Source organism: Brevundimonas viscosa, from assembly GCF_900116065.1.
Taxonomy (GTDB): Bacteria; Pseudomonadota; Alphaproteobacteria; order Caulobacterales; family Caulobacteraceae; genus Brevundimonas; species Brevundimonas viscosa.
In genome coordinates this window covers 44193-70839 of sequence record NZ_FOZV01000008.1, presented here as the reverse complement: position 1 = coordinate 70839, position 26647 = coordinate 44193, and the positions used below count along the sequence as shown (strand labels likewise).

Genomic DNA, 26647 nt, shown 5'->3' with positions numbered 1-26647 from the left:
TCAGCGCACGCGGCGGATGCCGGTCACCGCCAGCGCGCCGAACAGGGCGAAGAGGGCTGAGGCCGCGTAGACCCACCGGAAGTCGCCGCCGGACAGCGACAGCAGACCCAGCCCCAGCAGCGGCGCGAGCACCTGCGGCGCCGTGATCGCGACGTTCATGAGCCCGAGGTCCCGGCCCGCCGCCTGCGGATCAGGCAGGACCTCGGCCACCAGCGCAGTGTCAACCGTCGAGTACAGGCCCAGTCCGAGGCCGAAGAGGAGCTGGGCGGCCAGCGGCCCCGGCCACCCGGGCGCGGCGGCCAGAAGCGCCGCGCCGCCGGCCATGGCCAGCCCGCCCGCCGTCACAAACGAACGCCGACGGCGCAACCGGTCGGAGAGGATGCCGCCGAAGAAGCCGGCGGCGAGCGAGATCACGGTGCTGAGGCCCAGCAGGCCGCCCAGCACCGCTTCGGGCCGCAGATGGTCGAGGGAGCCCAGACGCGCCGTCTCCTGCAGGTAGAACAGCAGGTAGAGCACGTTGAAGGTGATGGCGACCTGGACCAGCAGGCGGGAGGCGAAGGCCATCAGGAAGTCGCGGTCCGTGAGGGCCGCCAGCGACGGCAGGCCGACGCGGGCCGCGGGCCGCGGCCGCCGCGGTTCGCTGAGGTGCAGGGCGAAGGGCAGGACCAGGAGGGGCACAGCCAGCGCCACGACGAGGAAGCGAAGGTCCAGCTGGTCCAGCGCCACCGCCAGGACGCCGGCGGTGAAGAGGCCCGCGCCCGGCAGGGCGAGGCCGGCCAGCGCCGCCGCGAGCCCCTTCTGCCGCCCCGGCACGACGTCCGGCAGCACCGCGTTGAGAGGGCCGAACATCACATTGACCGCGGCCTGGAAGACGAGGACTGCGACAAGCAGCTGTTGCGGCGTGACGGCGGCGAAGACGAAGCCGTGCGCCCCGGCCACGGCGAGGGCCCCGACGATGATCCAAGGCCTCCGCCGCCCGAACGGCCCGTGGGTGACGTCGCTGAGCGCGCCGGCGGCCAGATTGGTCACCGCCGCCACCGCCGCGCCCCACAGCATGACCTGGCTGAGGAGAACGGCCTTGCCGGCCGGATCGATCAGCTCCGCCTTCAGGGGCAGGAGCAGGTTGAGCATGGGGATGAAGGCGATGAAGGCGCCGAGATGGGCGAGGGCGAACAGACCCATGAAGGGCCGACTCACCGGCGCCAGGGCGGGGGCGCCTGCCTGATTCTCGCTCGGCTCGTCCATCGCCGGAGCTTTTGCGGCCGCCCGCTCTCCGCGCAAGCGCGAAGCCGCTACGGCGCGGCGGCCGGGCAGACCGTGTCGGACTCGTTCGACGCCAACCGGATCTCGGACACCGAGACCGCCGCGGTGCCCGCCGTGGCCAGCTGGAACGGCCGCTCCACGGCCGACAGGTCGGCCCCGGCGTCGCGGAAGCAGGACAGACGGACCTTGATCGTGCGCCATTCGCCCGGCGGAGCGGCGCCGAAGAGCTCCGTCACGTCCAGCGTCGCCTGGTCCAGGCCGAGGGTCAGCCTGTCCTGCGGGTGCTGATCGACGCGATAGCGGAAGGACAGGGCCATCTCGCCGTTGGCCTGCCGCGCAAGGTCGACCGGACCGCCCCAGATCAGGGCTTCACCGCCGCCTTCCGCCGAGAAGACGAACCGCCGCCCGCTTTCCTGGGCCAGGTCGTCGACGACGGTCATGCGGACGCCGCCACGCGGGCTCGCGACCAACCGTTCGTTTCCGACCCGGGTCTGGCCGCCGGAATCCTCCAGCGCCAAGGACCACGGCGGGGTCACGCGGCCGTCGACGAGATACATGTCGACGCTGGACGCGCTTGCCGCCACGCCGCTCTCCTCGGACAGCTGGTCGACCGCGGCCGGCCGTGCATAGCTGAGGCCGTAGCCGTAGGCGAACTGGGGATCGTAGCCGGGCTCGCCCCGGTTTAGCGGGCGCCCCGTCGCATCCCCCGGCCAGGAGAAACCGAGCGTCCCGCTGAAATCGTGACGAGGCCGCCCCTCGGAGTCGCCGATCAGGACGTCTGCGATTCCGGCGCCCTCGGTGCCCGGCAGCCAGGCGGCGACGAAGGCGTCCGAGGCGTTGATCTCAGGATTGACCCACATCGGCCGGCCCGAAAGGAAGACCGAGACGGTGGGGATGCCTTGCGCCTGCAGCCGCCGCAGAACAGCCAGCGGCTCCTCCGGCAGAAAATCAAGGGTGTCGATGTCGCCCTGGAACTCGGCGTAAGGGGTTTCACCGAAGACGACCACGGCGACGTCCGGGCGGGTCTGCCAGTCGCCGTCCGGGCTCAACACGGCCTGGCCGCCCGCTTCGCTGACCGCTTCGGAGATGCCGGTCCAGATGGAGTCGGCGTTCGGGAAGTGGGCGTTGGCGTTGCCGGTTCCCTGCCAGGTCAGGGTCCAGCCGCCGGAGGCCTGGCCGATGTCGTCGGCCGCCGTCCCGGCCACCAGGACGCGCGCGTTTCCGCGGACAGGCAGGACGCCGTTCTCGTTCTTCAGCAGCACCAGCGACTTGCGCACCGCCTCGCGAGCCAGGGCCCGGTGCTCAGGGGCGCCGAGGTGTTCCAGCTGGCCCTCGAGCGGACGGTCCGGCTCGAACAACCCGGCCTTGACCTTGGCGCGCAGGATGCGGCGGACCGCCTCCTCCACGCGGGACATGGGGATCTCGCCGGCGCGCACCTGGGCGAGGGTGTTCTCGTACAGCGGCTTCCAGCTGTCCGGCGCCATCAGCATGTCGATGCCGGCGTTGACCGCGTCCGGGCAGCTCTCGTTCGAGCAGCCGGGCAGCTGGCCGTGGGCGTTCCAGTCGGAAACCACGAAGCCCTGGAAGCCCAGCGGTCCGCGCAGCACGTCGGTCAGGATGCTGTGGTTGCCCGAGTGCTTGACGCCGTTCCAGCTGGAGAAGCTGGCCATGACCGAGAGCACGCCGGCGTCGATCGCCTGCGGATAGCCGCTGAGGTGGATTCCGATGAGCTCCTGCTCGGTCCCGATGAAGTCGCCCTGGTCGCGTCCGTCGGCCGTGCCGCCGTCGGCGAGAAAATGCTTGGCCGAGCCGGCGATGCGGCCGGGCTGAAGCGGGCGGCCGGCTTCGATCGGCCCCTGCAGACCCAGGGTCAGCGGCGCGGCGTAGCTCCGCGCGATCTCGGGGTCCTCCCCGAAGCCCTCATATGTCCGGCCCCAGCGGTCGTCGCGGGGCACGGCGAGGGTTGGACCGAAGGTCCAGTCGGCGCCGGTGACCGCCACCTCGAGAGACGTCGCCTCGCCGATGCGGCGGATCAGGTCGGGATCACGCGCGGCGCCGAGGCCGATGTTGTGCGGGAAGATGGTGGCGCCGACCACATTGTTGTGCCCATGCACAGCGTCGATGCCGTAGATCAGCGGGATCGGGGTCCCGGACCGGGCGGCGTTGGCCTCGCGGAAGGCGCGGGCCAGATCGACCCAGGCCTGGGCCGGGGCCCTCTCGTCGCCGCCGGGAGAGGAGTTGCCCCCCGCCAGGATGGAGCCGATCGGCCAGGTCAGCAGGTCCTCAGGCCGGATGGAGGCGATGTCGGCCTGGATCAGCTGGCCGACCTTCTCCTCGAGCGTCATGCGGCCGAGCAGGTCCGAGATGAAGGCTTCCGTGGCCGCGTCGGTGAATCCTTCAGGGGAGGCGGCGCGCGGCCAGTGCGCCGGATCGGCCCGGGCGGCCTCGGCCGCGACGACAGGCATCTCCGGCGGCGGAGTCTGGGCCCAAGCCGCGCCGGCGGCCAATGCGAGAACCAGGGCGGACGCGGCGCTGCGCATGGCGAACTCCAGCTGAGGACACTCCCGATCGAGGCAGGGACCGAGGCCCCCCGCCGCCGCCGGCTCAGGCCATTAGCGGGGCGAATGACAGCGCTGTCAAGATGATGGCTAGGCCGGCTGCGAGGTTGATCCCCGGATCATCAGCGAATGGGGAACGATGACCTCCTCCAGACCATCGTTCGCGTCCAGTCGCGCCTTCAGCAGGGGAATGAGCCGCTGCGCCGCGGCAGCGGCCATTTCCGCGACCGGCTGGCGAATCGTGGTCAGGGGCGGCGTGCTGAACACCGCGCTGGGGGTATCGTCGAAGCCCGCCACCGAAAGATCGTGCGGCACCCGCAGCCCCCGGGCGGCCGCGGCCTGCAGCACCCCGAGGGCCATGTCGTCGTTGGCGGCGAAGATGGCGGTAGGGCGGCGAGGCCCGCCCAGCAGGCGCTCGGCGGCGTCGAGGCCGGATCCAAAGGTGAACTGCCCTTCCGCCACCCACTCCGGTCGCGGCGTCAGTCCCCGGCGGCGTAGCGCCGCTTCGAAGCCGGTCCGACGCAATCGGCTGGCGGAATAGGCGGCGGGACCCGAAATGTGGGCGATGTCCACGTGGCCGAGATCCAGCAGGTGATCGGTGATCTGCTCGGCTGCGCCGGCGTCGTCCATGCGGATGCGGACTCCGAGATCCGGAGCGGTCTCAGGCCCGATGCGGGCGAAAGGGACCGCCAATTCACTGAGCACCTCGAGGACCACGTCGTTGTCCGAGTTCGGCGGCGTCAGAACCACGCCCTGCGGCCGGATGGCGGTCAGGAGGCTGGCGAGATCCTGACGCAGGGTGGGGGCGTCGTAATCGACCAGTTCGACCATCAGGTGGTGGTCGGCTTGGCGGCATTCCATCAGCAGGCCGAGTTCGAGACGGCTAAGGTAGTCGTTGCCGCGCCCGCTGCGCCAGTGCTCGATGGTCAGGGTAGCGTCGACCAAGGCGGCGATAATCGAGGAGGCCGACCCGGCCAGGGACCGCGCGGAAAGGCTTCGGCGATAGCCTAGTTCGGCTACCGCTCCCTCGACCTTCCTGCGCAGCGCCTCGCTGACGTTCGCCTCGCCGTTGAGGACCCGGGAGACAGACTTGATCGAGACGCCCGCCCGGGCGGCCACGTCGTAGATTGTTGCGCCCGCCATCCCCCAGCCCGCTGCCTCCAGACGCACCGGGTCTCGCATCTGGGAGACCGGCTGGCAACGGCGAGCTCCGCCGGATAGTCGTCCTTGCGAAGCCCGAACAGGAGGCTGTTACCCCGCTGGGGTCGCTTCTGGCGTGCAGCGGTGATGCATCCATCCCTGCCTGCGGCGGCCACAGGGCTCTCCAAATCGGTGTCGGATCACTCGTTTGGAGAGCGTCTCCTCGCAAGCGGACGCGCCGAAAGGCAGCAGTGAATCAGGAGCGGACCGGCGAGAGAATGTCGATAGGGCCGCAACAGCGCCGCCTCACAGATAACGAGTTGAAAACACTGGCTGCGGCCGGACCCAAAATCCGGTCCCGAAAGGAGTGTCGGTTCGAGCCGGACCGCCCGCACCAGCTCTTGTTCACACGGCGGACCGGGCCTCCAGGGTCAGGGTCGTCCCAGTTCCCGCGCCATGGCCGCCAGGGCGGCGCGCTTGGCGAGGGGCAGCCGACCGGCGATGCGGGCGATCTGCAGCACCGCGGCCGTTTCCTCCCCGCCGCGGCCCGCGCCGTCGAAGGCCTCGCCCAGCAGCGTGGCCAGGGGCACGTCCAGCGCTTCGGCCAGCCGCACGAGCCGGCCGAACGGCACGGCCATCTCCCCGGATTCGTAGCGCTGGATCAGCTGCAGGCCGACGCCGACCGACTCCGCCACCTCGGCCAGGCGCAGGCCGCGGGCGGAGCGGAGCAGCGCCAGCCGGTGGCCCAGCAGGCGGTTGTGGCGCGCCTCGGCGGCGGCGGCGGCTTTCGGCAACCTCGTCATGCGGGCCTCCCGGAGAAGGACCTAGCGCGGCCGTTCCGCAGATTTGCGTCGGGCCGCTGACGGTTCGTTGTCGCTTTCGGCACGCGTTTGCGACGTCATCCGCCCAGCGGGCCGAGAACCCACGTCAGCCAGCCGCCGATGGCCAGAAAGACCCCGAAGGGCAGACGGTCGGCGCCGGAGAGCGGCCGTCCCGCCGCCGCCCGTCCTGCGACGACGCTGAGCCCCGCGACGCCGGCCCACAACAGCACGCCGGGCAGGCCGGCCCAGCCGACCCAGGCTCCGATGGCCGCAAGCAGGAAGGGATCGCCGCCGCCGAGGCCCTCGCGGCCGCGCAGCTGCCGATAGGCCAACGCCAGCAGCCACAGGGCCGCGAATCCGGCCGCGGCGCCGATAACAGCGTCCGCCAGCAGGTGCGTCTCCAGCGCCGCCGCGGCGACGAGGCCGGTCGCCGCCAGTGGAAAGGTGAGCCGGTCCGGGAGCCAGAAGTGCTCCGCGTCCACCGCCGCGATCAGCAGCAGCTGCCAGCCGAACAGGGCGGTCAGGAGGGCCGCCGTCACGGAGGGCTGGCCGAGCGCCGACCACAGGCCGATCGCGAACCCGCCGGCGGTCAGCGACAGCACGCGGGCGCCGCCCCGGGACGCCGCTTCCGCGGCGGGTCGGGCCAGTCTGATGCGGGCGATCAGCAGTCCCGCGATCACCCCGGCCAGGCCGAGCGCCGCGGCCGCTTCGACCGGTATCCTGTCCAGAGCCATGCGGACCTCACGCCCTCCTGCCGTCGGCGGGGGGACCCGTGCCTTCGCCCCAAGGCCCCGTGCTATCGCCGGTTTGTGACGATCGCGCCGTATCGGGAGCGAGTTTCACCGAACGGCGAAAACAACTTCACACAAGCGCGCCGCAACCGTCACCGTTCGGCGGCCCCGGTGTCACATGGTCCGTCTAGCCAAGCTGCGGGCAGGGGTGGTCCCGGTCGTCACGACGTGACCGGGCGTCGGGTCACACCTGCCGAGCCATCTTTTCTGGATCAGACACGGTGAACACGATGACCGGCCTCCGACTGACGACCCTGCTGGCGATCTCCGCCAGCGCCCTCGCCCTGGCCGCCTGCGGCGGCGGCGCCGAGGTGGCCTCCCCCGGCGAAGGCGACTTCGGCGACGGCGGCAACGGCGGCGGCTCCACGCCGCCTCCGGGCCCGGGACCGGGTCAGCCGGCGGCCGACTGCCCGACGGGCTTCGCCAACATCGGCACCATCGCCGCGGGCGCGGCGGGCACCCTGCGCGTCTGCCAGCTGCCGCAGCAGATCGACGGCGCCCTGACGGTGCCGCTGCGCGCCGGCACCATCTACGCCATTAGCGGCCGCACCTCGGTCGGCAGCGACCGCGGCGTCGATCCGGCCGCCCCGATCGCCGGCAGCGCCCAGGGCATCCTGACCATCGAGGCCGGCGTGCGCATCTTCGCCTCGAGCGGCGCCGACTACCTGCTGATCAACCGCGGCTCGCAGATCTTCGCCGAAGGCACGGCCACCAATCCGATCGTCTTCACCAGCCGCCAGAACGTCGAAGGCACGGCGACCGAGAACTCGCAGGGCCAGTGGGGCGGCATCGTCATCGCCGGCCGCGCGCCGCAGGCCAACTGCCAGCTGACCGCCCCGGTCACCTGCACCGGCCAGGTCGAGGGCACCAGCGCCTTCTACGGCGGCGCCACGCCGGCCGATAACTCGGGCCGCCTGCGCTATGTGCAGATCAAATACTCGGGCTTCGAGATCTCGACCGGCAACGAGCTTCAGGCCCTGACCCTGGCCGGCGTCGGCTCGGGTACCACCATCGAGTACGTGCAGTCGTACAACAGCTCCGACGATGGCATCGAGATCTTCGGCGGCAACGTCAACCTGCGCCACATCGTGATCAACGGCGCCGACGACGACGGCCTGGACACCGACACCGGCTGGCGCGGCGGCGCCCAGTTCGGCATCGTGACCCAGCGCGCCCCGAACTCGACCAGCCGCTCGGCCGGGTTCGAGTTCTCGTCGGCCCCGACCTCGGTGCCGATCGCCTCGCGCTACAACTCGCAGCCGAAGATCGCCAACTGGACCTTGGTCGGCCGCAACGCCCCGACCGACGCCCACACGGTGGCCCACTTCGACACCGGCGCCGATCCGACGGTCATCAACTCGGTCTTCACCAACGTGGCCGGCTCGGCGGCGGGCTGTCTCGCCATCGCGGACGCCGACACCCAGTCGGTGGCGCCGACCTTCACCTCGGTGTTCATGTCCTGCGCCCTTCCGTACCGCCCGTCGAACACTGCCGCCTCGCAGGCGGTCTTCACGGCCGGCACGGGGAATACGGCGAACGGAACCTCGACCCTGACCGCGCCGGCCTCGGGCACGTCGCTGTCGAACCAGACGCTGACCTTCATCAACGGCGCCAACGAGACGGCGATGACGCCGACCAACGCGCCGGCGGTCTACAGCTGGTTCCAGCCGACTACCTACGTCGGCGCGGTCCAGAACGCCTCCGACACCTGGTGGCGGGGTTGGACCTGCGGCCTGACCGACGGTCAGACCTGCTGATCACGGACGTGCGGCGGCGGCTCCCCGGGGGCCGCCGCCGACCTTTCGCGTCCCCTTCCGAACTTCCTTCAAGGCGTCGATCATGAAGACTCTCTCCCTGACCCTGAGCGGGGTCCTGCTGGCCACGAGCGCCCTGGTGGCGCCGGCGGCCTTCGCCCAATCCCCGACGACCACGCAGCAGCCCGTCGACCAGGCGGCGGCGCCCCAGGACGAAGAGAGCTCCACCCTGGACGAGATCGTGGTGCTGGGCCGCAACATCCCCGAGCCCAACCGCGAGAGCTCGGAGGTCGCCGCCTTCCTCACCACCGAGGATCTGCAGCGGACCGGCGACAGCGACGCGGCCGGCGCCCTGGCCCGCGTCACCGGCCTGACCGTGGTCGACAGCCGCTTCGTCTACGTGCGCGGCCTCGGCGAGCGCTACTCCTCGGCGCTGCTCAACGGCTCTCCCCTCCCCAGCCCCGAACCGCTGCAGCGGGTTGTGCCGCTGGACCTGTTCCCCTCCAGCATTCTGGCCGGCGTGACGGTCCAGAAGTCCTATTCGCCGAACTATCCGGGCGAGTTCGGCGGCGGCGTGCTGGATCTCGAGACCATCGACGCCCCGTCCGACAGCTTCTTCAGCTTCGGCGCCTCGGTCGGCGGCAACACCGAAACCACCAACGAGGAAGGGCTGGTCTACTACGGCTCCGACAGCGACTGGACCGGCTTCGACGACGGCACCCGCGACGTGCCGGGCCCGCTGGCCCTCGCCTTCGAGTCAGGCCGTCAGATCACCCGCGGCGCCTATACGCCGAACGAGCTGGAGACCATCGGACATTCGCTGGTCAACGCGCCCCTGCGCCTGCTGCAACGCCAGACCACGCCGGTGGACTACGGCGTCGAACTGGCGGGCGGCCTGTCGTCCGACTCGCGTCTGGGCGTCCTCGGCCTCGTCGTCGCCGCCGGCTACGACAACAGCTGGCGCCAGCGCGCCGGTTTCAAGGAGCAGGGCCAGTTCCAGGGCGACGTGCTGGTGCCCGTCACCAGCTACGCGACCGAGTCGAACCAGAACGACGTGCAGCTGAACCTGCTCACCTCCCTGTCGCTGACCCGACCGGACCACGAGGTGAAGTGGACCAACCTCTATGTCCGCAACACCACCAAGGAAGCCCGCATCGAGGCCGGTCCGGACTTCGACGCCGGCGGTTCGGTGATCCGCAACGACTACACCGAATGGTTCGTGCGTCAGCTGTTCACCAGCCAGCTGGCGGGCGAGCACTGGTTCCGCGACGGTTCGGTGAACCTGGACTGGCGCGTGGCCTGGGCGAAGACCTCGCGGGAGGCGCCGTACGAGACCCGCTTCCAGTACGGGGTCAACGCCGCGGGCGACTACATCCACAACATCCAGGGCAACCTGATCTCCTTCTCCGAACTGGACGACGACATGCTGTCCGGCGGCGTGGACCTCAGCTACGTCCTGCCGTTGTCGGACGCGCGCGAGGCGGTGTTCAGCGTCGGCGTGGCCTCGCTGGACAACAGCCGGGAAGCCGAGCGTCGCGACCTGCAGTTCGCCGCCGTCAACGGACTGACCGACGAGCAGCGCGAGTCGCGCGTCGACTTCCTGTTTTCGGACTTCAACATCAATCCGAACACCCTCGAGATCCGCGAGATCGCCGGCACCAACGGGGCCAGCGCCTATGACGCCGATCTCCGCGTCGACGCGGCCTATGCGATGGTGGACGCCGAGTTCCTGCCGCTGGTCCGCACCACCCTGGGCGTCCGCTACGAGGACGGCGAGCAGTCGGTGACCCCGCGCGACCTGTTCGGCGGCGCCGCGCCCTACGCGCCGACCACGATCGAGGAGCAGTACTGGCTGCCGTCGGCGACGGTCACCTGGAACTTCGCCGAGGACATGCAGCTCCGCTTCGGCGCCTCGCAGACGATCGGGCGGCCGCAGTTCCGCGAACTGGCGCCGCAGGCCTACACCGACCCCGAGTCGGACCGGACCTTCATCGGCAACCCCTACCTCGTCGACACCGAAATCCTGAACCTCGACGCCCGCTGGGAGTGGTACTTCGCCCGGCAGCAGTATGTGACGGCCGGCGTGTTCTACAAGGACATGGACCGGCCGGTGGAATCGGTCGTCGTGGACGTCGGCAACACCCGCCAGCAGTCGTACCTGAACGCGCCGCAGGCCCGCATCTTCGGCGTCGAGCTGGAAGCCAAGAAGTACTGGGAGTTCCCGGACGCCGGCATGAGCTTCATCGCCGACAAGCGCTGGCTGGTGCAGGCCAACTACACCTGGTCGGACTCCGAGGTGATCGCCGACGCCGACGACGTGGTCTACGACCTGTCGGGCGGGGGCGCGCCGTCGCCGGCCGCATTCTTCGTCGCCGACGGCAGCCGCCTGCAGGGCCAGTCCGAGCATGTCGCCAACCTGCAGTTCGGCTGGGAGGACGACGTCGCCCGCTCGCAGGCCACCTTCATCGTCAACTACGTCAGCGAGCGCATCACCGCCCGCGGCGCCGGCCAGGGCGGCGTGCGGGAGCCCGACTACGTGCAGGAGCCGGGGGTGTTCCTCGACTTCGTGTACCGGCGCGACTTCGACGTGATGGGCCGCGAGCTGGGCCTGGCGCTGGAGTTCCGGAACCTGCTGGGGACGGACTTCGACGAGCACCAGGAGCTGGGCAACAAGATCCGGATCAACAGCTACGATCTGGGCACGAGCGCTTCCGCCAGGCTGACGGCCCGCTTCTGACCCCCGTTCGGGGAGGGGGCGACCACGCCGTCCCCTCCCCGAACCGCGACGCTTCCGCGACAACTGCTCCGGTCGCGGCGCAACCGTCACGGCAAGTTCTCCGGTGCGTCATGCGGCCGTGAAGCCCGCACACGGACGATCGTTCTAGAACCCGGACCGGGCCGTCGGGGCCCACGGGGCGGCCCACGTGATCGGCGCGATTCGAAACTGGAGCAGCGACTTTCGGGAGGGCCTCAGCGCCCGACCGGACCGGCTGCGTTTCGGGGCCGAGGTGGTTCTGGCGCTGGTGCTCGCGGTTCAGGCGGGGCGTCTTGTCTGGCTGTTCGTCGAGCCCGCTCCGCCGCCGCCGGCCGACCCCGCGCCCGCGACGTCCGGCGATGTCGACTATTCCGTGTTCCAGCGTTTCGACGCCTTCTTCAGGACCGGCGCACAGGGCAGCCTCGCCGAAGCCACCGCGGCGGAAGGCGGCCAGATGCGGCTGTACGGCGTCCGCAGCGACGGCGCCGGCGGCGGTTCGGCGATCATCGGCCTCGCCGACGGCCGCCAGGTCTCGGTGGCGGTGGGCGAGACGGTGGACACCGGCCTCGTGCTTCAGTCGGTGGCCGCCGACCACGTGGTGCTGGCCCGCGGCGGCTCCGTCACGCGGCTGGTCTTCAGCGACGTGCCGGTCGGCGCCGCCGCGCCGCCGCCTCCCCCCGCAACCCCGCAGACGGTGACGCCGCAGCCGGCCCCCGCCCCCGCCCCCGATGCGCCGGCCCTGGCCGCCGCGGCCGGCCTTCGTCCGCGCATGAAGGGCCTGCGGGTGGACGGGTTCACCCTCACCGGACCGGCCGACGGCGCGCTCGCCGGGGCCGGCCTCCGCACCGGCGACGTGGTGGTCGCCGTCGACGGCCAGCGGCTGGACAATCCCGCCCGCATCGCCGGTCTGCGCGACCGCCTTTCCGGCCAGTCCTCCGTCGAGCTTCGCATCGAGCGCGACGGCCGGGAGCAAACTCTCACCCTCGGGGCACAGCGTTGAAGCGATCGAACCGCACTCTCGCCGGCGGCGCGCTGGCGCTGCTTCTCGCCCTGCAGGGGCCGCTGGCGGCGGTCCCCGCGCTGGCGCAGGAGGGCGGCCAGACCCTGAACGTGCAGGGCGCGGACATCCGCGCCTTCATCCAGGACGTGGCGCGCTCGACCGGCCGGACGTTCATCGTCGATCCGGCCGTGACGGGCACGGTGACGGTGACCAGCGAGCGGCCGCTGAGCCGCAGCGAACTGTTCGAGGTCTTCCTCTCGACCCTGCGCGCCAACGGCCTGGTGGTGACGCCGACCTCGTCCGGCGCCTACCGGATCAGCCCGGCGGCGACGGCGGCGCAGGGCCCGGCCACGGTCGGCGCCGAGCGCTTCGCCACCGAGGTCTTCCAGCTCCGCTACATCGACGCCGCCTCGGCGGCCGAGACCATCCGGCCGCTGGTCGGCGCCCAGGGGCAGGTGCTGGCCAATCCGGGCGCCAACAGCGTGGTTGTGGCCGACTTCGCCGACAACCTGTCCCGCATCCGGGCCCTGATCGGCCGCATCGACGTCGACCGGGCCAGCTTCGAGGTGGTGACGCTGGAGAACTCCTCGGCGCGCGAGATCGCGGCCGTGATGCAGGCCGTGCTGGCCCCGCCGGGCGGGCAGCCGGGCCAGGGGATGGTCTCGGTGACGCCGGTCGAGAGCTCCAACTCGGTGGTGCTGCGCGGCGACCCGGCCGCCGTCGCGCGGGTGCGGCCGCTGATCGAGGACCTCGACCGCCGCGCCGAGTCCGCCGACGACGTGAAGGTGGTGTTCCTCGAACACGCCAACGCCGAGCAGCTGCTGCCGGTGCTGCAGCAGATCGTCGGCCAGCAGCCGACCGCGGCGAGCGCCAACGCCAGCCCGGCCGCCGACGGCGGCGAAGCCGAGGCGCCGGCCCTCGTTCCGGCCGTCTCTGCGCCGGCCGCACCGCTGCCCGGCCAGCGCGCCACCATCGCCCGCTTCCCCGGGGCCAACGCCCTGGTCATCTCGGCTTCGGGCGACACCCAGCGGATGCTGGCCGAGGTCATCCGGCAGCTGGACCAGCGCCGCCAGCAGGTGCTGATCGAGGCCATCGTGGTCGAGCTGTCCGACAACGCCGTGCGCGAGCTCGGCGTGCAGTGGCTGCTGGCCGGCGAGGACGGCAACCCGGTCGGGCTGACCAACTACTCCGACCGCGCCGCGCCGCTGCTGCCCATCGCCGGCGGCGTCGGTGCCAGCCAGCTGGACGAGGACGATCCCCTGCGCGAGCAGCTGCAGAACCTCGCGCTGAACAGCCTGCTCGGCGCCAACGGCTTCATCGGCGGCGGCGGCGGCCGGATCGGCGACGGCCTGTTCGGCTTCATCATCAACGCGGCCAAGACCGACGACGGCTCCAACCTGCTGCAGACGCCGTCGCTGATGACGCTGGACAACGAGGAGGCGACCATCCTCGTCGGACAGGAGGTGCCGATCACGACGGGCGAGACCCTGCTCGACGGCAACTCCAACCCGTTCCGCACCACCCAGCGGCAGGACATCGGCGTGAAGCTGGTGGTGCGGCCGCAGATCAACGCCGGCGGTTCGATCACCCTGTTCCTGCGGCAGGAGGTGTCGAGCATCAACGGGGTGCTGACCGACGCGGCCACCGACCTGGTGCTGAACAAGCGCGAGCTCGAAACGACGCTGGTGGTCGACGACGGTGACATCGCCGTGGCCGGCGGCCTGCTGGACCAGAACGACCGGCTGGCGATCGACAAGGTGCCGGGGCTGGGCGACATCCCGGGGCTGGGGGCGCTGTTCCGGTCGACCAGCCGGCAGCGGGGCCGCACCAACCTGATGGTCTTCATCCGCCCGACCATCATCCGCAGCCCGGCCGACGCGCAGCAACTGAGCGCCGACCGCTGGGGCTACATGCGCCGGCAGCAGCTGAACAACGCCCCCGACCGCGAGCCGGGCCTCGACGAGATGCTGCGCGAGTACATGCGCGCCCAGCCGCCGGCGGCCCCGGCCCCGGCCGCCGCCCCGGGCGACATCGTCATCTCGCCGCTGCCGCCGGCTGAGGGGGCGAGCGCCCGATGATCACCGTCGTCAATCCGACCCTCCCCTACGGCTTCGCCAAGCGCCACGGCGTCGTCCTGCTGGACGCCGGCGAAGTGGCCGTGGTGGGGTTGCGCGCCGGCGCCGACCCGCTGGCGCTGGTCGAGGCGCGGCGGGCGCTGGGCCGTCCCCTCCGGGTGGAGCCTCTGCCGCAGGCCGCCTTCGACCGTGAGCTGTCGCGGGCCTACGCCGACGACAGCGTCGGCGCCGCGGCCGACGACGGTCTCGACATGCCGTCCGGCCTCGACAGCCTGATCGACGCCATGCCGGCGGCCGAGGATCTCCTCGACAGCGCCGACGACGCGCCGGTGGTCCGCCTCATCAACGGCGTCATCGCCGAGGCGGTGCGGATCGGCGCGTCCGACATCCACCTCGAGCCGTTCGAGAGCGCGCTGACCGTGCGGATGCGCGTCGACGGCGTGCTCCGCGAGGCGCACGCGCTCAATCCCCGCATCGCGCCCCTGCTGGTCTCCCGGATCAAGGTCATGGCCCGGCTCGATATCGCCGAGCGCCGGTTGCCGCAGGACGGGCGCATCCCGCTGACGCTGGGCGGAAAGTCGCTGGACGTGCGCGTCTCCACCCTGCCCTCGCGCGGCGGCGAGCGCGTCGTGCTGCGCATCCTCGACAAGGACCAGGCCGACCTGCGGCTTGACCAGCTGGGCATGGCCCCCGACGCTCTGGAGGCGTTCCAGTCCGCCCTGCGCGAACCGAACGGGATCATCCTCGTCACCGGCCCGACGGGATCGGGCAAGACCACCTCGCTCTACGCGGGCCTGGCGCTGCTCAACGATGCGACGCGCAACATCCTGACGGTCGAGGATCCCGTCGAGTACGCCATCGACGGGGTCGGCCAGACCCAGGTGAACGCCAGGGTCGGCATGACCTTCGCGGCCGGACTGCGCGCCATCCTGCGTCAGGACCCGGACGTGGTCATGGTCGGGGAGATCCGCGACGTGGAGACGGCGGCGATCGCCGTCCAGGCCTCCCTGACCGGCCACCTGGTTCTGTCGACGGTGCACACCAACGACGCCGTCGGCGCCGTGACCCGGTTGCGCGACATGGGCGTGGAGCCCTTCCTGCTCGCCTCGACCCTGCGGCTGGTCGTGGCGCAGCGGCTGGTGCGGCGCCTGTGCGCCGGGTGCCGCCGTCCGGAAGCGGCCGACCCCGCCACGGCGCGGCTGGCCGGGCTGCAGGTGGGTCAGACGGTGTGGCGACCGCACGGCTGCGCCCACTGCAACCAGACCGGCTACGTCGGTCGCGCCGGCCTGTACGAGACGATCCGGATCGACGACCGCATCCGCCGGCTGATCGCGGCAGAGGCGAGCGAGGACGAGATCGCCGCCGCCGCCTTCGCCCGCGGCGGGACCCTCGGGGACCGCGCCCGCGCCCTGGTGCTGGCCGGCGTCACCTCGGTCGAGGAGGCGGTGCGGGTGACGCGGCACGACGTCGGCGAGGATCGCGGCGAGCTGCACGCCGACGCCGGAGCGGCGGCCTGATGGCGGTGTTCGACTATGTGGCGGCCGACGCCGGCGGCCGGACGGTGGCGGGATCGCTGACCGCCCCCGACGAGGCCGCCGCCCGCGCCCTGCTGGGCCGGCGTCGGCTGTTGCCGCTGGAGGTATCCGTTGGCGGAGCGACGACCACGACGACGTCGGCGCGCCCGGCGGTTGCACGCGGCGCGCGGCTGGACGCCCGCACCCTCGCCCTGACGACCCGCCAGCTGGCGACCCTGGTGTCGGTGGCGCCCGTCGAGGAGGCGCTGCGCTCCATCGCCCTGCAGGCCGAACGGCCCGCAGTCCGGCGCGTGCTGGAGGGGGTGCACGGCGGCGTCCTGGAGGGCCGTCCCCTGTCGGACGCCATGGGGCTGCAGGGCCGGGCCTTCCCGCCGCTCTACCGCGCCATGGTCGCCGCGGGCGAGGCCTCCGGCGCCCTCGGTCCGATCCTCGAGCGCCTCGCCGACGGACTGGAGCGCGACCAGCAGGTGCGCGGCAAGGTCATCACGGCGCTGGTCTATCCGGCCGTGCTGGCCATCGTCGCCCTGGGCGTCATCGCCGCCCTGATGACCTTCGTGGTGCCCAAGGTGGTCGACCAGTTCGACAGCATGAACCAGACCCTGCCCCTGTTGACGCGGGTGGTGATCGGCGTCTCCGACCTGATGCGGGACTGGGGCTGGCTCGGCGCGGTGCTGCTCGGCCTCGCCGGGGCCGTGGGCGGGCTGGCGCTCCGCAACCCCGGGATCAGGCTGCAGGTCGACGCCGCGATCCTTCGCCTGCCGGTGGTCGGCCGCCTCACCCGCGACCTGCACGGGGCGAAGATGGCGCGCACCCTCTCCACCATGCTGGCGGCCGGCCTGCCGGTGCTGGAAGGGCTGGCCATCACGGCCCGGACCGTGCCCAACCGCGCGCTGCGGGCGGCCACGGAGCGGATGGTCGAGGCGGTCCGCGAAGGCGGCGGCCTCTCGGCCGCCATGCGGGTCGCCGGGGTCTTCCCCCCGATCCTCGTGCACATGACCGCCTCGGGCGAGAGCAGCGGCCGGCTGGAGCCCATGCTGGAGCGCGCCGCCGACTACCTGGAGCGGGAGTTCTCCACCTTCACCGCGGTGATGCTGAGCCTGCTGGAGCCGGCGATCATCGTCGTCATGGGCGGCGTGGTGGCGGTGATCGTGCTCTCGATCCTGCTGCCCATCCTGCAGATCAACACCCTCGCCCTCAGCTGACGGAGCACAGCATGAAGCGTTTCCCCACCGTTCGCCGCACGGCGGCTCACTGCTTCAGGGAGCTGCGCCGTCGCGCCCGGGCAGCGGTGCGCCGCGCGCGCCGCGATAGCGCCGCGGGACGCGCCGGCTTCACCCTGGTCGAACTGATGGTGGTCATCGTCATCATCGGCCTGCTGGCCACGGTGGTGGCGATCAACGTCCTGCCCAGCCAGGACAAGGCCATGGTCGGCAAGGCCCGGGCCGACATCGCCGTGCTGGAGCAGGCGATCGAGACCTACCGCCTCGACAACCTGACCTTCCCCGACGATGCGCAGGGGCTTCAGGCCCTCGTCAGCCCGCCGGCGGGCCTGGCCCGGCCCGAGCGCTACCGGCAGGGCGGCTACGTCCGGCGGCTGCCCGAGGATCCGTGGGGCAACCCCTACCAGTACCGGCGCAACAGCGCCCATGGCGGCCAGTTCGACGTTTGGTCGATGGGCGCCGACGGCCGCGAGGGAGGCGAAGGCGATGACGCCGACCTCGGCAACTGGCAGGTCTAGGCGCGCCGGCTTCACCCTCGTCGAACTGCTCATGACGGTGGCGATCATGGGCGTGGCGGCGGGCGCCGTGGTGCTGTCGATGCCCGACCCGAGGCCGTCGGTGGGCGAGGACGTCGAGCGCTTCGCCGCCCGCCTGCAGCGGGCGCGGGAGGAGGCCATCCTGTCGAACCGGGCGGTGGCGGTCGAGGCCTCGGCCGGCGGCTACGCCTTCGCCGCCTTCGACGGCGAGCGGTGGTCGCCCCTGCAGGAGGGCCCGTTCAGGCGCGAGCCCTGGTCGGGCGGCGTCGTGGCGTCCCCCGTCGAGCCGCCGCTGCGCGTGACCTTCGATCCGACCGGCGCAGCCGAACCGGCTCGGCTCGTGCTGTCCCGCGACAGCCGCTCCATCGCGGTCGCGGTCGACGGCGCCGGCGAGGTGTCGATCGATGACTGATCCTGCGCGACAGGGCTTCAGCCTGGTCGAACTGCTGGTGGCGCTGGCGGTGTTCAGCCTCGCGGCCATGGCCCTGCTCAACCTCTCGGGCGAGAACACCCGCTCGGCCGCACGGGTCGAGGACCGGACGCTGGGCGGGGTGGTGGCTGAGAACCTGGCGGTCGAGGCGGCGGTGACGCCGGCCCTGTCCGAGGGCGAGAGCGCGGGCGCCACCACCCTCGCCGACCGTCGCTGGGCGTGGACGCGCACGGTTGTGGCGACCGACGATCCCGACCTGCTGCGGGTCGACATTCGCGTCTCCACCGACGAGGGCCTGGCGGCGGATCGCACCCTGTTCGTGGAGCGGGCCTCGTGACCCCGCCCCGTGCCGGTTTCACCCTCGTCGAGGCGCTGGTGTCGCTGGCGATCTTCGCCCTGCTGGCGACCGCCGGGAGCGCGGTGCTCAGCCAGGCGATCGACAACCGTTTCGCGGTCAAGGCGGCCGCCGACCGCACCGCCGACCTGCAGAGGATGCGCAGCCTGCTGCGCGCCGACATCGGCCAGGCCGCGCCGCGCCGCGCGCGCGGCTCCACCGGCCGCCCCCTGCCCCGCGCCATGGTCGCCGCCGGGGCGCCGGGCGAGCCCGTCCTGACGCTGACGCGGACGGGCTGGACCAATCCCGGCGAACGGCGCCGTTCGTCGCTGCAGCGGGTCGAGTACCGCCTGGTCGAGGGGCGTCTGGAGCGGCGCGTGGCGACCCATCCCGACGGAGCGCGGCCGGGTCCGCCGCAGGTGCTGTATCGCGGCGTGCGCGACCTGACGGTGAGCTTCCTGCGCGACGGCTCGGAGGGGCCGGCCTGGCTGCCGACGCCCGACCGGCCCCTGCCGGACGCCGTGCGGGTGCGGGCGACGCTGGACGGCTACGGCGTCGTGGACCAGCTGTTCCTGGTGGGCGGGGCCTGATGCCGCCGCGCCCGAAGAACCGCGAGGGCATGGCCCTGCTGACCGTCCTGCTGCTGGTGGCGGTGATGGCGGCGGTCGCGGCCGCCGTGCTCGACGACGTGCGCTTCTCGGTGCGACGGACGACCAACGCCGAGCGGCAGGCGCAGGCGCAGTGGTATGCGGACGGCGCCGAAAGACTGGCCCGCCGGCAGATCGCCCGCCTGGCCGCGCGCGATCCGTCGCGCACGCCGCTCCAGCCGGCCTGGAACGGCCGCCGCTTCGAGTTCCCGGTGGAGGGCGGCGTGATCGGCGCGACGCTCCGCGACGGCCAGGCCTGCTTCAACCTCAACAGCGTCGTCCAGGGCGTGGGAGAGGACCTCACGATCCGGCCGGAGGGCGTGGCGCAGTTCCTCGCCCTCGGCCGCGCCGTCGGCGCCCCGGAGAGCCGGATGCGGGCGGCGGCGGACGCTCTCGTCGACTGGCTCGACGCCGACGGCGAGACCCGTCCACTCGGGGCCGAGGACGGGGCCTACGCCGGTCTCGCCGATCCCTATCGCACCGCCGGCATGATGCTGGTCGAGGTCAGCGAACTGCGCGCGATCAAGGGCGTCGACGCCGACCTTTACCAGCGGCTGCGACCGTGGGTCTGCGCCCTGCCGACCACCCGCCCCGCGCTCCTCAACATCAACACCCTGGCCCCGGAACAGGCGCCGCTGCTGGTCATGCTGGCCGACGGCGCGCTCGGCGCGGACGAGGCGCGGCGCCTGATCGAGCGGCGTCCCGCCGGCGGCTGGCGCGACGCCGCCGCCTTCCGGGCCGACCCTGTCGCCGCGGCGCTCCCGGCCGCCGCGGACGAGCAGCTCACCGTCGTCACCCGCTTCTTCGACCTCCGGATCGACGTCGACCACGGCGGCCTGCACGCGGTGCGCACCGCCCTCCTGCACGCCCCGGCCGACGGCCCGGTGCGAACGGTCATCCAGCGCTGGACGCCTGACGAATGAAGCCCATCCGCCTGATCCTGATCCCCCCGTCGGTGGACGATCCCGCCCCCTGGTTGATCGTCGGCGACGACGGCCATGTGCGCGAGCGCGGCGTGCTGACGCCGGACGGCGCTGGCGCCGGGACAGGATCGTTGCGCACCGTCGCCATCTGTCCGGGCGCGGAGACCACGCTGCGCTGGCTGGATCTGCCGGCGGGCAGCGCCGCCCAGCTGCGCGCCGCGGCCGCCTGGGCGCTGCGCGAGACGGTCGCCGCGCCGCTCGACCGGCTGGCGGTCGCCGTCGGCCCCGCCGCTCCGGCGGGCGAGCCGCGTCTGGCGGCCGTGGTCAGCCGCGCCCTGCTGCAGGCCTGGATCGACCACCTTGAGGCGCTCGGCGTGCGGGCCGACGTGATTCTCCCCGACGTGGTGACCGTGCCCGAGCCTGAGGACGGGCAGACGCTGAACGCCGTGGCCTTCGGCGACAGCCTCGCCCTGCGCGGCCGCCGCTTCGCCGCCGCCGTCCAGCCGGACCTCGCCGACCTGGTCGCGGCCGGCCGGACCGTGGTCCCGCTCGAGGATCCGGCCGCGGTGGAACGGGCCCTGGCGGCCGCCGCGCGAAATCCCCCGCTCAACCTGCTCGACGCCGTTCAACCCGAGCGGCGGGCGAAAGGCGGCTGGCGACGGACCGCGGCCCTCGCCGCGGTCGCGGCCGCCTCGCCCCTGATCCTCGTTGTGGCGGCCGCCCTCAGGGACGACCTCGCCGCCCGGCGGATCGCTGCGGAGGCGCGGGCGCAGGTGGTGCAGCGCGCCCCGGAGCTGGCCGGCGCCGCCGATCCGGTCGCCGCCCTGCGCGAGAAGGTGCGCACCGCGCCGCCGCCCGGCGGCGTCAGCGCCGCCGCCGCCGCCCTGTACGGGGCCGTCGAACGGGTCGAGGGCGCCGAGCTCGACATCCTCGTCGCCGAGCCGGGCGAAGGGGTGAAGGCGACGATCAACCACCCGGCCTATGCCGACATGGAGGCGATCCGCGCCGACATGACCCGCGCCGGCATGGCGGTGACCGTCACCGGCACCCTCGACGACGCCGGCCGGGTGGTCAGCGACATCACCATCGGAGGACTGTGATGCAGGGCTTGGCCGGACCTGTGCTCCAGTGGTGGGAAGGCCGCACCGCGCGGGAGCGGCGCCTGCTGCTCGCCATGTTCGTCCTTCTCGCCCTCGCCGCCCTGTGGCTGGCGGTGGTGCGACCCGCCCTCGACTGGCGCGAGGCGGCCGCGGACCGGCGTCATGCGGCCGGGTCGACTGCGACCGCGGTCCGACGCGACCTCGCCCGGCTCGCCTCGCAGCCCCGGCCGGCGAGCGCGCCCCCAGCCGAGGGAATCGAGCCGTTGGTGCGGCGGACCGCCGAGGCGGCGGGTCTCGCCCCCCTGCTGGCCATGCACCGGGACGGCGGCCTCGGCTTCCAGCTCGCCTCGGCGCACAGCGGCGCCGCCCTGGCCTGGCTCGCCGCCCTGGAGGCCGACCGGGGCTTGCGCATCTGTCAGCTCAGCGTGGTGGAGAACGCCGACGCCACGGTGAACGTGGAGGGGCGCCTGGCGTCCGGAGCCTGCAGCCCGGGCCCGGGCGAAGGCGGAAGCGGCGACTCCTGATCGGCGCCACGCCCGATCAGTCCTTCGGACGAACCACCTCGCCGTCTTCCTTGGTGAAGGACGCCGGCGCCGCATCCAGCAGGTCGAACACCTTCTCCGACGGCCGGCACAGGGCCGCGCCCCTGGGCGTCTTCACGATCGGCCGGTTGACCAGGATGGGGTGCTCGGCCATGGCGCCCAGGATGGCCTCGTCGCTGACGCCGGCGTCCAGCAGCCCCAGTTCGGCGGCCGGCGAGCCCTTCTCCCGCATCGCTTCGCGCGGCGTCAGACCGGCCTCGGCGAACAGGGCGCGCAACTGGTCCGCGGTCCAGCCGGCCTTCAGGTACTCGATCACCTCCGGCTCGTGGCCGGCGGCGCGGACCATCTCCAGCACGTTGCGCGAGGTGCCGCAGGCGGGGTTGTGAAAGACGGTGACGGGGAAGTCGGACATCGGGATCTCCTCGGCGGGAAGCGGCCTCCTAGCATTCCGGGCGAGCCGTCGCGACCACGCCGTCACGTAGGGTTTCAGAAGCCGAATTCCGCGGCGTGGCGGTTGCGCCTGCGACATTCCGTCCGCATCTGGCCCCGATGACCTCCGCCGCGCCTGACGCGCCGGCCGCCCCGCGCGGCCCCGGCTTTCCCGAGTTCGTCTGCCTGATCGCCATGATGATGGCGCTCAACGCCCTGGCCATCGACTCCATGCTGCCCGCCCTGCCGATGATCGGCGAGGCGCTGGGCGTAGTCCGCGAGAACGATCGGCAGTGGATCGTCACCGCCTATCTGCTCGGCTTCGGCGGGGCCCAGATCATCTACGGCCCCCTCGCCGACCGCTACGGCCGAAAGCCCGTTCTGATGGTCGGCATCGGCCTCTATGTGCTGTTCAGCGCCCTGGCCGCCTTCGCCCCGACCTTCGAGCTCCTGGTGCTGGCGCGGGTCGGCACCGGTCTGGGGGCCGCCTCGCTGCGGGTGCTGGCGGTGTCGATTGTGCGCGACCGCTACAGCGGCCGGACCATGGCGCGGGTGATGTCGCTCAGCTTCCTCGTCTTCCTCGGCGTGCCCATCCTCGCGCCCAGCGTCGGGGCGGCCATCCTGGCCGTGGGGCCATGGCCTTGGATCTTCGGCCTGCTGGCCGCGGCGGGGGCGGCGGTGATGCTGTGGGCCGCCATCCGCCTGCCCGAGACCCTGCATCCCGAGGACCGGCTGCCGATCGACGCCCGGCGCATCGGCGGCGCCTTCCGCGAGGCTGTGACCAACCGCCAGTCCATCGGCTACACCCTGGCCATGACGGCGATCACCGGGGCCCTGTTCGGCTTCATCAACTCGTCGCAGCAGATCTTCGCCGACGTCTTCGACGCCGAGGCCGCCTTCCCGCTGGTCTTCGCCGGCATCGCCAGCGGCATCGCTGCGGCCAGCCTGCTGAACGCCACACTGGTCGTGCGGCTGGGCAGCCGTTTGCTGTCGCACTCGGCCCTGCTGGCCTTCACCGCCGTCGCGGCGACGCACGCCCTCGTTTCCGCCCTCGGTTTCGAGACGATCTGGACCTTCGCCATCCTGCAGGGCCTGACCATGTTCTGCTTCGGCTTCGTGGCCGGCAATTTCGGCTCCATGGCCATGGAGCCGATGGGCCATATCGCGGGCACGGCCTCCTCAGCCCAGGGCTTCATCTCGACCACCGCCGGCTCGCTGATCGGCTTCCTGATCGGCCAGCAGTTCGCCGGCAGCGCCACGCCGATGGCCGCCGGCATCGCCGCCTGCGGGGCCACGGCGGTGGTCTTCGTGCTGATCGCCGAGCGGGGCCGGCTGTTCCGCGCGCATCACCAGCCCGTCGGCGCGCCCGGCGGCTGACCGCCTCGCCCCTTGATCTTTTCCGCCGGGCGGGGCGTTGTCCGGCGCGCAAGAAACGGCTCCGGCCGACAAGGGAAGAGGAAACGCCGATGATCCGCACGCTTGGACTGGTCTCCGCGCTCGCGCTGGCGACCGCGCTTTCGGGATGCGCGGCCATGGGCGGGGCGTCGGACATGCCCCCGGTTCCCGCCTCGGCCGCGTCGACGGTGGACTACGTCCGCGATGTGCACAGCTACGCCCGGCCCGAGATCGCCCGCGTGCGCCACGTCTCGCTGGACCTGACCGCCGACTTCGAGGCCAGGGTGTTGTCCGGCACGGCGACGCTGGACGTGCAGGGCGTCCCGGGCGCCAACGAGGTGGTGCTGGACGTGCGCGACCTCGACATCCGCAACGTGCGCGACGCCTCGGGCGCCCCGCTGCAGTACGAGACCGGCGCTCCCGCCGAGTTCCTCGGCCAGCCGCTGACCATCCGCTTCCCGGCCCTCGCCCCCGGCGCGACGCAGCGCATCGTCATCGACTACGCCACCCGTCCCGACGCCGCGGCCCTGCAATGGCTGACCCCGCAGCAGACCGCCGGCGGCCGGCTGCCCTACCTGTTCAGCCAGGGCCAGGCGATCCTGACCCGCACCTGGGTGCCGACCCAGGACAGCCCGGGCGTCCGCCAGACCTGGGACGCCCGCATCGTCGCCCCCTCGGAGGTCAAGGCGGTGATGAGCGCCGAGATGCTGACGCCCGAGGGCGAGCCGGCCGGCGAGGGCCTGACCGCCTGGCGCTTTCGCATGACCAATCCGGTGCCGCCCTATCTGATCGCCATCGGCGTCGGCGACGTCGACTTCGCGGCCATTGACGAGCGCACGGGGGTGTGGACCGAGCCGTCGGAGCTGCAGGCCGCGCACCATGAGCTGGTCCCGACCGCCGAGATGGTCGATCTGGCCGAACGCCTCTACGGCCCCTACCGCTGGGGCCGCTACGATCTGCTGGTGCTGCCGCCCAGCTTCCCATTCGGCGGCATGGAGAACCCGCGCCTGACCTTCGCCACCCCGACCATCATCGCCGGCGACCGCTCGCTGGTCTCGCTGGTTGCGCACGAACTGGCCCACTCGTGGTCGGGCAACCTGGTGACCAACGCCACCTGGGACGACTTCTGGCTCAACGAGGGCTTCACCACCTATTTCGAGAACCGGATCATGGAGGCGCTGGAGGGTCCCGAGCGCGCCCTGATGCTCCAGTCGCTCGGCTGGGGTGACCTGCAGGACACCCTCGCCTCGACCCCGCCGGCAGACACCCGGCTGAAGCTCGACTTGGCCGGCCGCGATCCGGACGAGGGCATGAGCGACGTCGCCTATGAGAAGGGCGCGTCCTTCCTGCGCACCATCGAGCGCATCGTCGGCCGCGAGCGTTTCGACGCCTGGCTGACCGGCTATTTCGAGCGCAACGCCTTCCGCCCGATGACCACCGAACTGTTCCTCGAGGACATCCGCGAGCATCTCGTCCGCGGCGACGCGGCGCTGGAGCGGCAGCTGATGATGGACGCCTGGATCTACCAGCCGGGCATGCCGTCGAACTGGGTCCCGCCGGTGTCCGACGCCTTCGTGCCGGTCGACGCGGCGGCGGCGGCCTTCGTGGCCGGCGGCCCGGCCTCCGCCATCCCGTGGAGCGGCTGGTCCACCCAGGAGCGCCAGCGCTTCCTCGCCTGGCGTCCGACCGACGGCGCCGAGGGCGCCGACTGGCTGACGCCGGCCCAGTTGGCCGACCTCGAGTCCACCCTGAAGCTGCGCGATGAGGGCAACGCCGAGGTGGTGTTCGGCTGGCTGCAGATCGCCGTGCAGCACCGCTATCAGCCCGCCGTGCCGACGCTGGAGAAGTTCCTCACCACCATGGGCCGACGCAAGTTCGTGCTGCCGCTGTTCCAGAGCCTGTGGGCCGAGGGCGACTGGGGCCGCCCGATCGCCCGCCGCATCTACGCCGAGGCGCGGCCGGGCTATCACCCGGTCACCACCGGCTCGGTCGACGCCGTGGTGGGACGGCCGTAGGGGCCGGCGCAGCGCCTTCTCCCCTCCGGGGGAGAAGGTGGCGCCCAAGCGCGTCGGTTGAGGGGGGAGGTCGGCCCCATGCTGGTCGGCAGACGGAATGCGCCTGCCAGCCCCCCTCATCCGTCAGGCTCCGCCTGACACCTTCTCCCCGGGGGAGAAGGAGACGCCGCCCGCCTCCCGAACCTGTGCACGCGGCCCGGGTTGGCTTGGCCGTCCCGGGCCACTAGGTTCCGCGCACAAGAGCGGCCCCGGCCGCCCCCGCTTTCAGGAGAGCCCCCATGCACGACGCCCCTCAATCGGAAGCCGCCGCCCGGCTCGACAAGGAAAACCCGCTCGGCGTGGACGGCTTCGAGTTCGTCGAGTTCACCGGCCCCGAGCCCGAGGCCATGGCGGCCCGTCTGGAGCTGATGGGCTTCACCCGCACCCATGTGAACCCGGCCACCGGCGCGGTGCGCCTGAAGCAGGGCGACATCACCCTGCTGGTCGACCTGAAGCCGCGCGGCCAGTCTGAGGAGTTCGCCCGCGAGCACGGGCCGTCGGCCAACGGGATGGCCTTCCGCGTCGCCGATGCGAAGGCGGCCTACGAAGGCGCCGTCGAGCGCGGCGCGCGGCCGGCCGAAGGGCACGACGGCGGGGCGCTCGGAAACGGCTATCCCTGGATCCTGCAGGGCATCGGCGGCTCGTTGCTCTACCTCGTCGACAGGTACGGCGACAAAGGTTCGCTCTACGAGGGCTGGACCGAGATCGAGGGCTGGCAGGACGCCGAGAAGAAGAACTCGGTCGGCCTCTATTGCCTCGACCACCTGACCCACAACGTGCGCCGCGGCCAGATGCGCAACTGGTCGGGCTTCTACGGCAACGTCTTCAACTTCGAGGAACAGAAGTACTTCGACATCAAGGGCAAGGCGACCGGCCTGTTCTCGCAGGCGATGATCGCGCCCGACCGGGCCATCCGCATCCCGCTGAACGAGAGCCAGGACGAGAACTCCCAGATCGAGGAGTTCCTGCGCCGCTACAACGGCGAGGGCATCCAGCACATCGCGCTGGCGACGGACAACATCTTCGAGACCGTCGAGGAGATGAAGCGCCGCGGCATCCCCTTCCAGGACACCATCGAGACCTACTTCGAGCTGATCGACAAGCGCCTGCCGGGCCACGGCGAGGACGTGGAGCGGATGCGCAAGAACCGCATCCTGATCGACGGGTCGAAGGAGGAAGGCCTGCTGCTGCAGATCTTCACCCAGGACACCTTCGGGCCGATCTTCTTCGAGATCATCCAGCGCAAGGGCAACCAGGCCTTCGGCGAGGGCAATTTCCAGGCCCTGTTCGACTCCATCGAGCTGGACCAGATCCGGCGCGGCGTCATCAAGGTGGATGCCTGATT

22 protein-coding genes are annotated in these 26647 nt (G+C 72.1%); 16 read left to right on the top strand and 6 right to left on the bottom strand.

The window, feature by feature from the left end:
* The 5 genes from BM333_RS13450 to BM333_RS13430 form a co-directional block, all read right to left on the bottom strand.
* Complete coding sequence (locus BM333_RS13450; RefSeq protein WP_177221899.1) at positions 1–1182, bottom strand: MFS transporter; 1182 nt, start codon at positions 1180–1182, stop codon at positions 1–3.
* A 110-nt stretch (positions 1183–1292) separates the two neighbouring features.
* A complete protein-coding gene (locus BM333_RS13445) occupies positions 1293–3803 on the bottom strand; it encodes a glycoside hydrolase family 3 protein (RefSeq protein WP_092312708.1) in 2511 nt (836 codons plus the stop codon).
* A gap of 108 nt (positions 3804–3911) precedes the next feature.
* Positions 3912–4964 (bottom strand): LacI family DNA-binding transcriptional regulator, encoded by a 1053-nt coding sequence (locus BM333_RS13440; RefSeq protein ID WP_092312705.1) that lies wholly within the window; start codon positions 4962–4964, stop codon positions 3912–3914.
* Between the two features lie 428 nt (positions 4965–5392).
* A complete protein-coding gene (locus BM333_RS13435) occupies positions 5393–5764 on the bottom strand; it encodes a helix-turn-helix domain-containing protein (RefSeq protein WP_092312702.1) in 372 nt (123 codons plus the stop codon).
* A 95-nt stretch (positions 5765–5859) separates the two neighbouring features.
* Entirely contained in the window at positions 5860–6516 is a 657-nt protein-coding gene (locus tag BM333_RS13430; RefSeq protein ID WP_092312698.1) for a prepilin peptidase, read from the bottom strand.
* Between the two features lie 287 nt (positions 6517–6803).
* Here BM333_RS13430 and BM333_RS13425 point away from each other — a divergent pair, with 287 nt between their 5' ends.
* The 13 genes from BM333_RS13425 to gspM all read left to right on the top strand — a co-directional run bounded on the left by BM333_RS13425 (position 6804) and on the right by gspM (position 21406).
* Entirely contained in the window at positions 6804–8330 is a 1527-nt protein-coding gene (locus tag BM333_RS13425; protein WP_092312827.1) for a hypothetical protein, read from the top strand.
* Between the two features lie 82 nt (positions 8331–8412).
* On the top strand, positions 8413–11064 hold the full coding sequence (locus BM333_RS13420; protein ID WP_092312695.1) for a TonB-dependent receptor domain-containing protein: 2652 nt from the start codon (positions 8413–8415) through the stop codon (positions 11062–11064).
* A gap of 187 nt (positions 11065–11251) precedes the next feature.
* Positions 11252–12082, top strand: a complete 831-nt coding sequence (locus tag BM333_RS13415; protein ID WP_245777277.1) for a type II secretion system protein N — start codon at positions 11252–11254, stop codon at positions 12080–12082.
* Positions 12079–14160: a type II secretion system secretin GspD gene (gspD, locus tag BM333_RS13410; protein WP_092312692.1), complete on the top strand. Its 2082-nt coding sequence runs from the start codon at positions 12079–12081 to the stop codon at positions 14158–14160. The genes BM333_RS13415 and gspD overlap by 4 nt, the downstream gene beginning before the upstream one ends.
* Positions 14157–15674, top strand: a complete 1518-nt coding sequence (gspE, locus tag BM333_RS13405; protein ID WP_092312689.1) for a type II secretion system ATPase GspE — start codon at positions 14157–14159, stop codon at positions 15672–15674. Before gspD ends, gspE begins: the two co-directional genes overlap by 4 nt.
* Positions 15674–16894: a type II secretion system inner membrane protein GspF gene (gene gspF, locus BM333_RS13400; protein ID WP_092312686.1), complete on the top strand. Its 1221-nt coding sequence runs from the start codon at positions 15674–15676 to the stop codon at positions 16892–16894. The genes gspE and gspF overlap by 1 nt, the downstream gene beginning before the upstream one ends.
* Before the next feature lie 11 nt (positions 16895–16905).
* Positions 16906–17430, top strand: coding sequence for a type II secretion system major pseudopilin GspG (gene gspG / locus BM333_RS13395; RefSeq protein ID WP_092312683.1), 525 nt, complete (start codon positions 16906–16908; stop codon positions 17428–17430).
* Positions 17399–17860 carry a GspH/FimT family pseudopilin gene (locus BM333_RS13390; RefSeq protein ID WP_092312681.1) on the top strand — a complete coding sequence of 154 codons (462 nt, stop codon included), beginning with the start codon at positions 17399–17401 and terminating at the stop codon, positions 17858–17860. The genes gspG and BM333_RS13390 overlap by 32 nt, the downstream gene beginning before the upstream one ends.
* On the top strand, positions 17853–18215 hold the full coding sequence (gene gspI, locus BM333_RS13385) for a type II secretion system minor pseudopilin GspI (protein ID WP_092312678.1): 363 nt from the start codon (positions 17853–17855) through the stop codon (positions 18213–18215). The genes BM333_RS13390 and gspI overlap by 8 nt, the downstream gene beginning before the upstream one ends.
* The gene (gspJ, locus tag BM333_RS13380) at positions 18212–18802 is read left to right on the top strand and encodes a type II secretion system minor pseudopilin GspJ (protein ID WP_092312675.1); all 591 of its coding nucleotides are present in this window, start codon (positions 18212–18214) and stop codon (positions 18800–18802) included. Before gspI ends, gspJ begins: the two co-directional genes overlap by 4 nt.
* Positions 18802–19782, top strand: a complete 981-nt coding sequence (gene gspK / locus BM333_RS13375) for a type II secretion system minor pseudopilin GspK (RefSeq protein WP_092312672.1) — start codon at positions 18802–18804, stop codon at positions 19780–19782. Before gspJ ends, gspK begins: the two co-directional genes overlap by 1 nt.
* Positions 19779–20882 carry a type II secretion system protein GspL gene (gene gspL, locus BM333_RS13370; protein ID WP_092312669.1) on the top strand — a complete coding sequence of 368 codons (1104 nt, stop codon included), beginning with the start codon at positions 19779–19781 and terminating at the stop codon, positions 20880–20882. Before gspK ends, gspL begins: the two co-directional genes overlap by 4 nt.
* Positions 20882–21406, top strand: a complete 525-nt coding sequence (gspM, locus tag BM333_RS13365) for a type II secretion system protein GspM (RefSeq protein WP_092312666.1) — start codon at positions 20882–20884, stop codon at positions 21404–21406. Before gspL ends, gspM begins: the two co-directional genes overlap by 1 nt.
* Before the next feature lie 16 nt (positions 21407–21422).
* Here the strand turns inward: gspM and arsC are convergent, their stop codons facing one another.
* Complete coding sequence (arsC, locus tag BM333_RS13360; protein ID WP_092312663.1) at positions 21423–21836, bottom strand: arsenate reductase (glutaredoxin); 414 nt, start codon at positions 21834–21836, stop codon at positions 21423–21425.
* Between the two features lie 137 nt (positions 21837–21973).
* On the opposite strand from arsC, the gene BM333_RS13355 reads away from it, so the two are divergent.
* The 3 genes from BM333_RS13355 to hppD all read left to right on the top strand — a co-directional run bounded on the left by BM333_RS13355 (position 21974) and on the right by hppD (position 26645).
* Complete coding sequence (locus BM333_RS13355; RefSeq protein ID WP_092312660.1) at positions 21974–23230, top strand: multidrug effflux MFS transporter; 1257 nt, start codon at positions 21974–21976, stop codon at positions 23228–23230.
* Between the two features lie 89 nt (positions 23231–23319).
* Positions 23320–25263, top strand: a complete 1944-nt coding sequence (locus tag BM333_RS13350; protein ID WP_092312657.1) for a M1 family metallopeptidase — start codon at positions 23320–23322, stop codon at positions 25261–25263.
* A 278-nt stretch (positions 25264–25541) separates the two neighbouring features.
* Positions 25542–26645: a 4-hydroxyphenylpyruvate dioxygenase gene (gene hppD / locus BM333_RS13345; protein ID WP_092312654.1), complete on the top strand. Its 1104-nt coding sequence runs from the start codon at positions 25542–25544 to the stop codon at positions 26643–26645.
* Positions 26646–26647 lie beyond the last annotated feature (2 nt).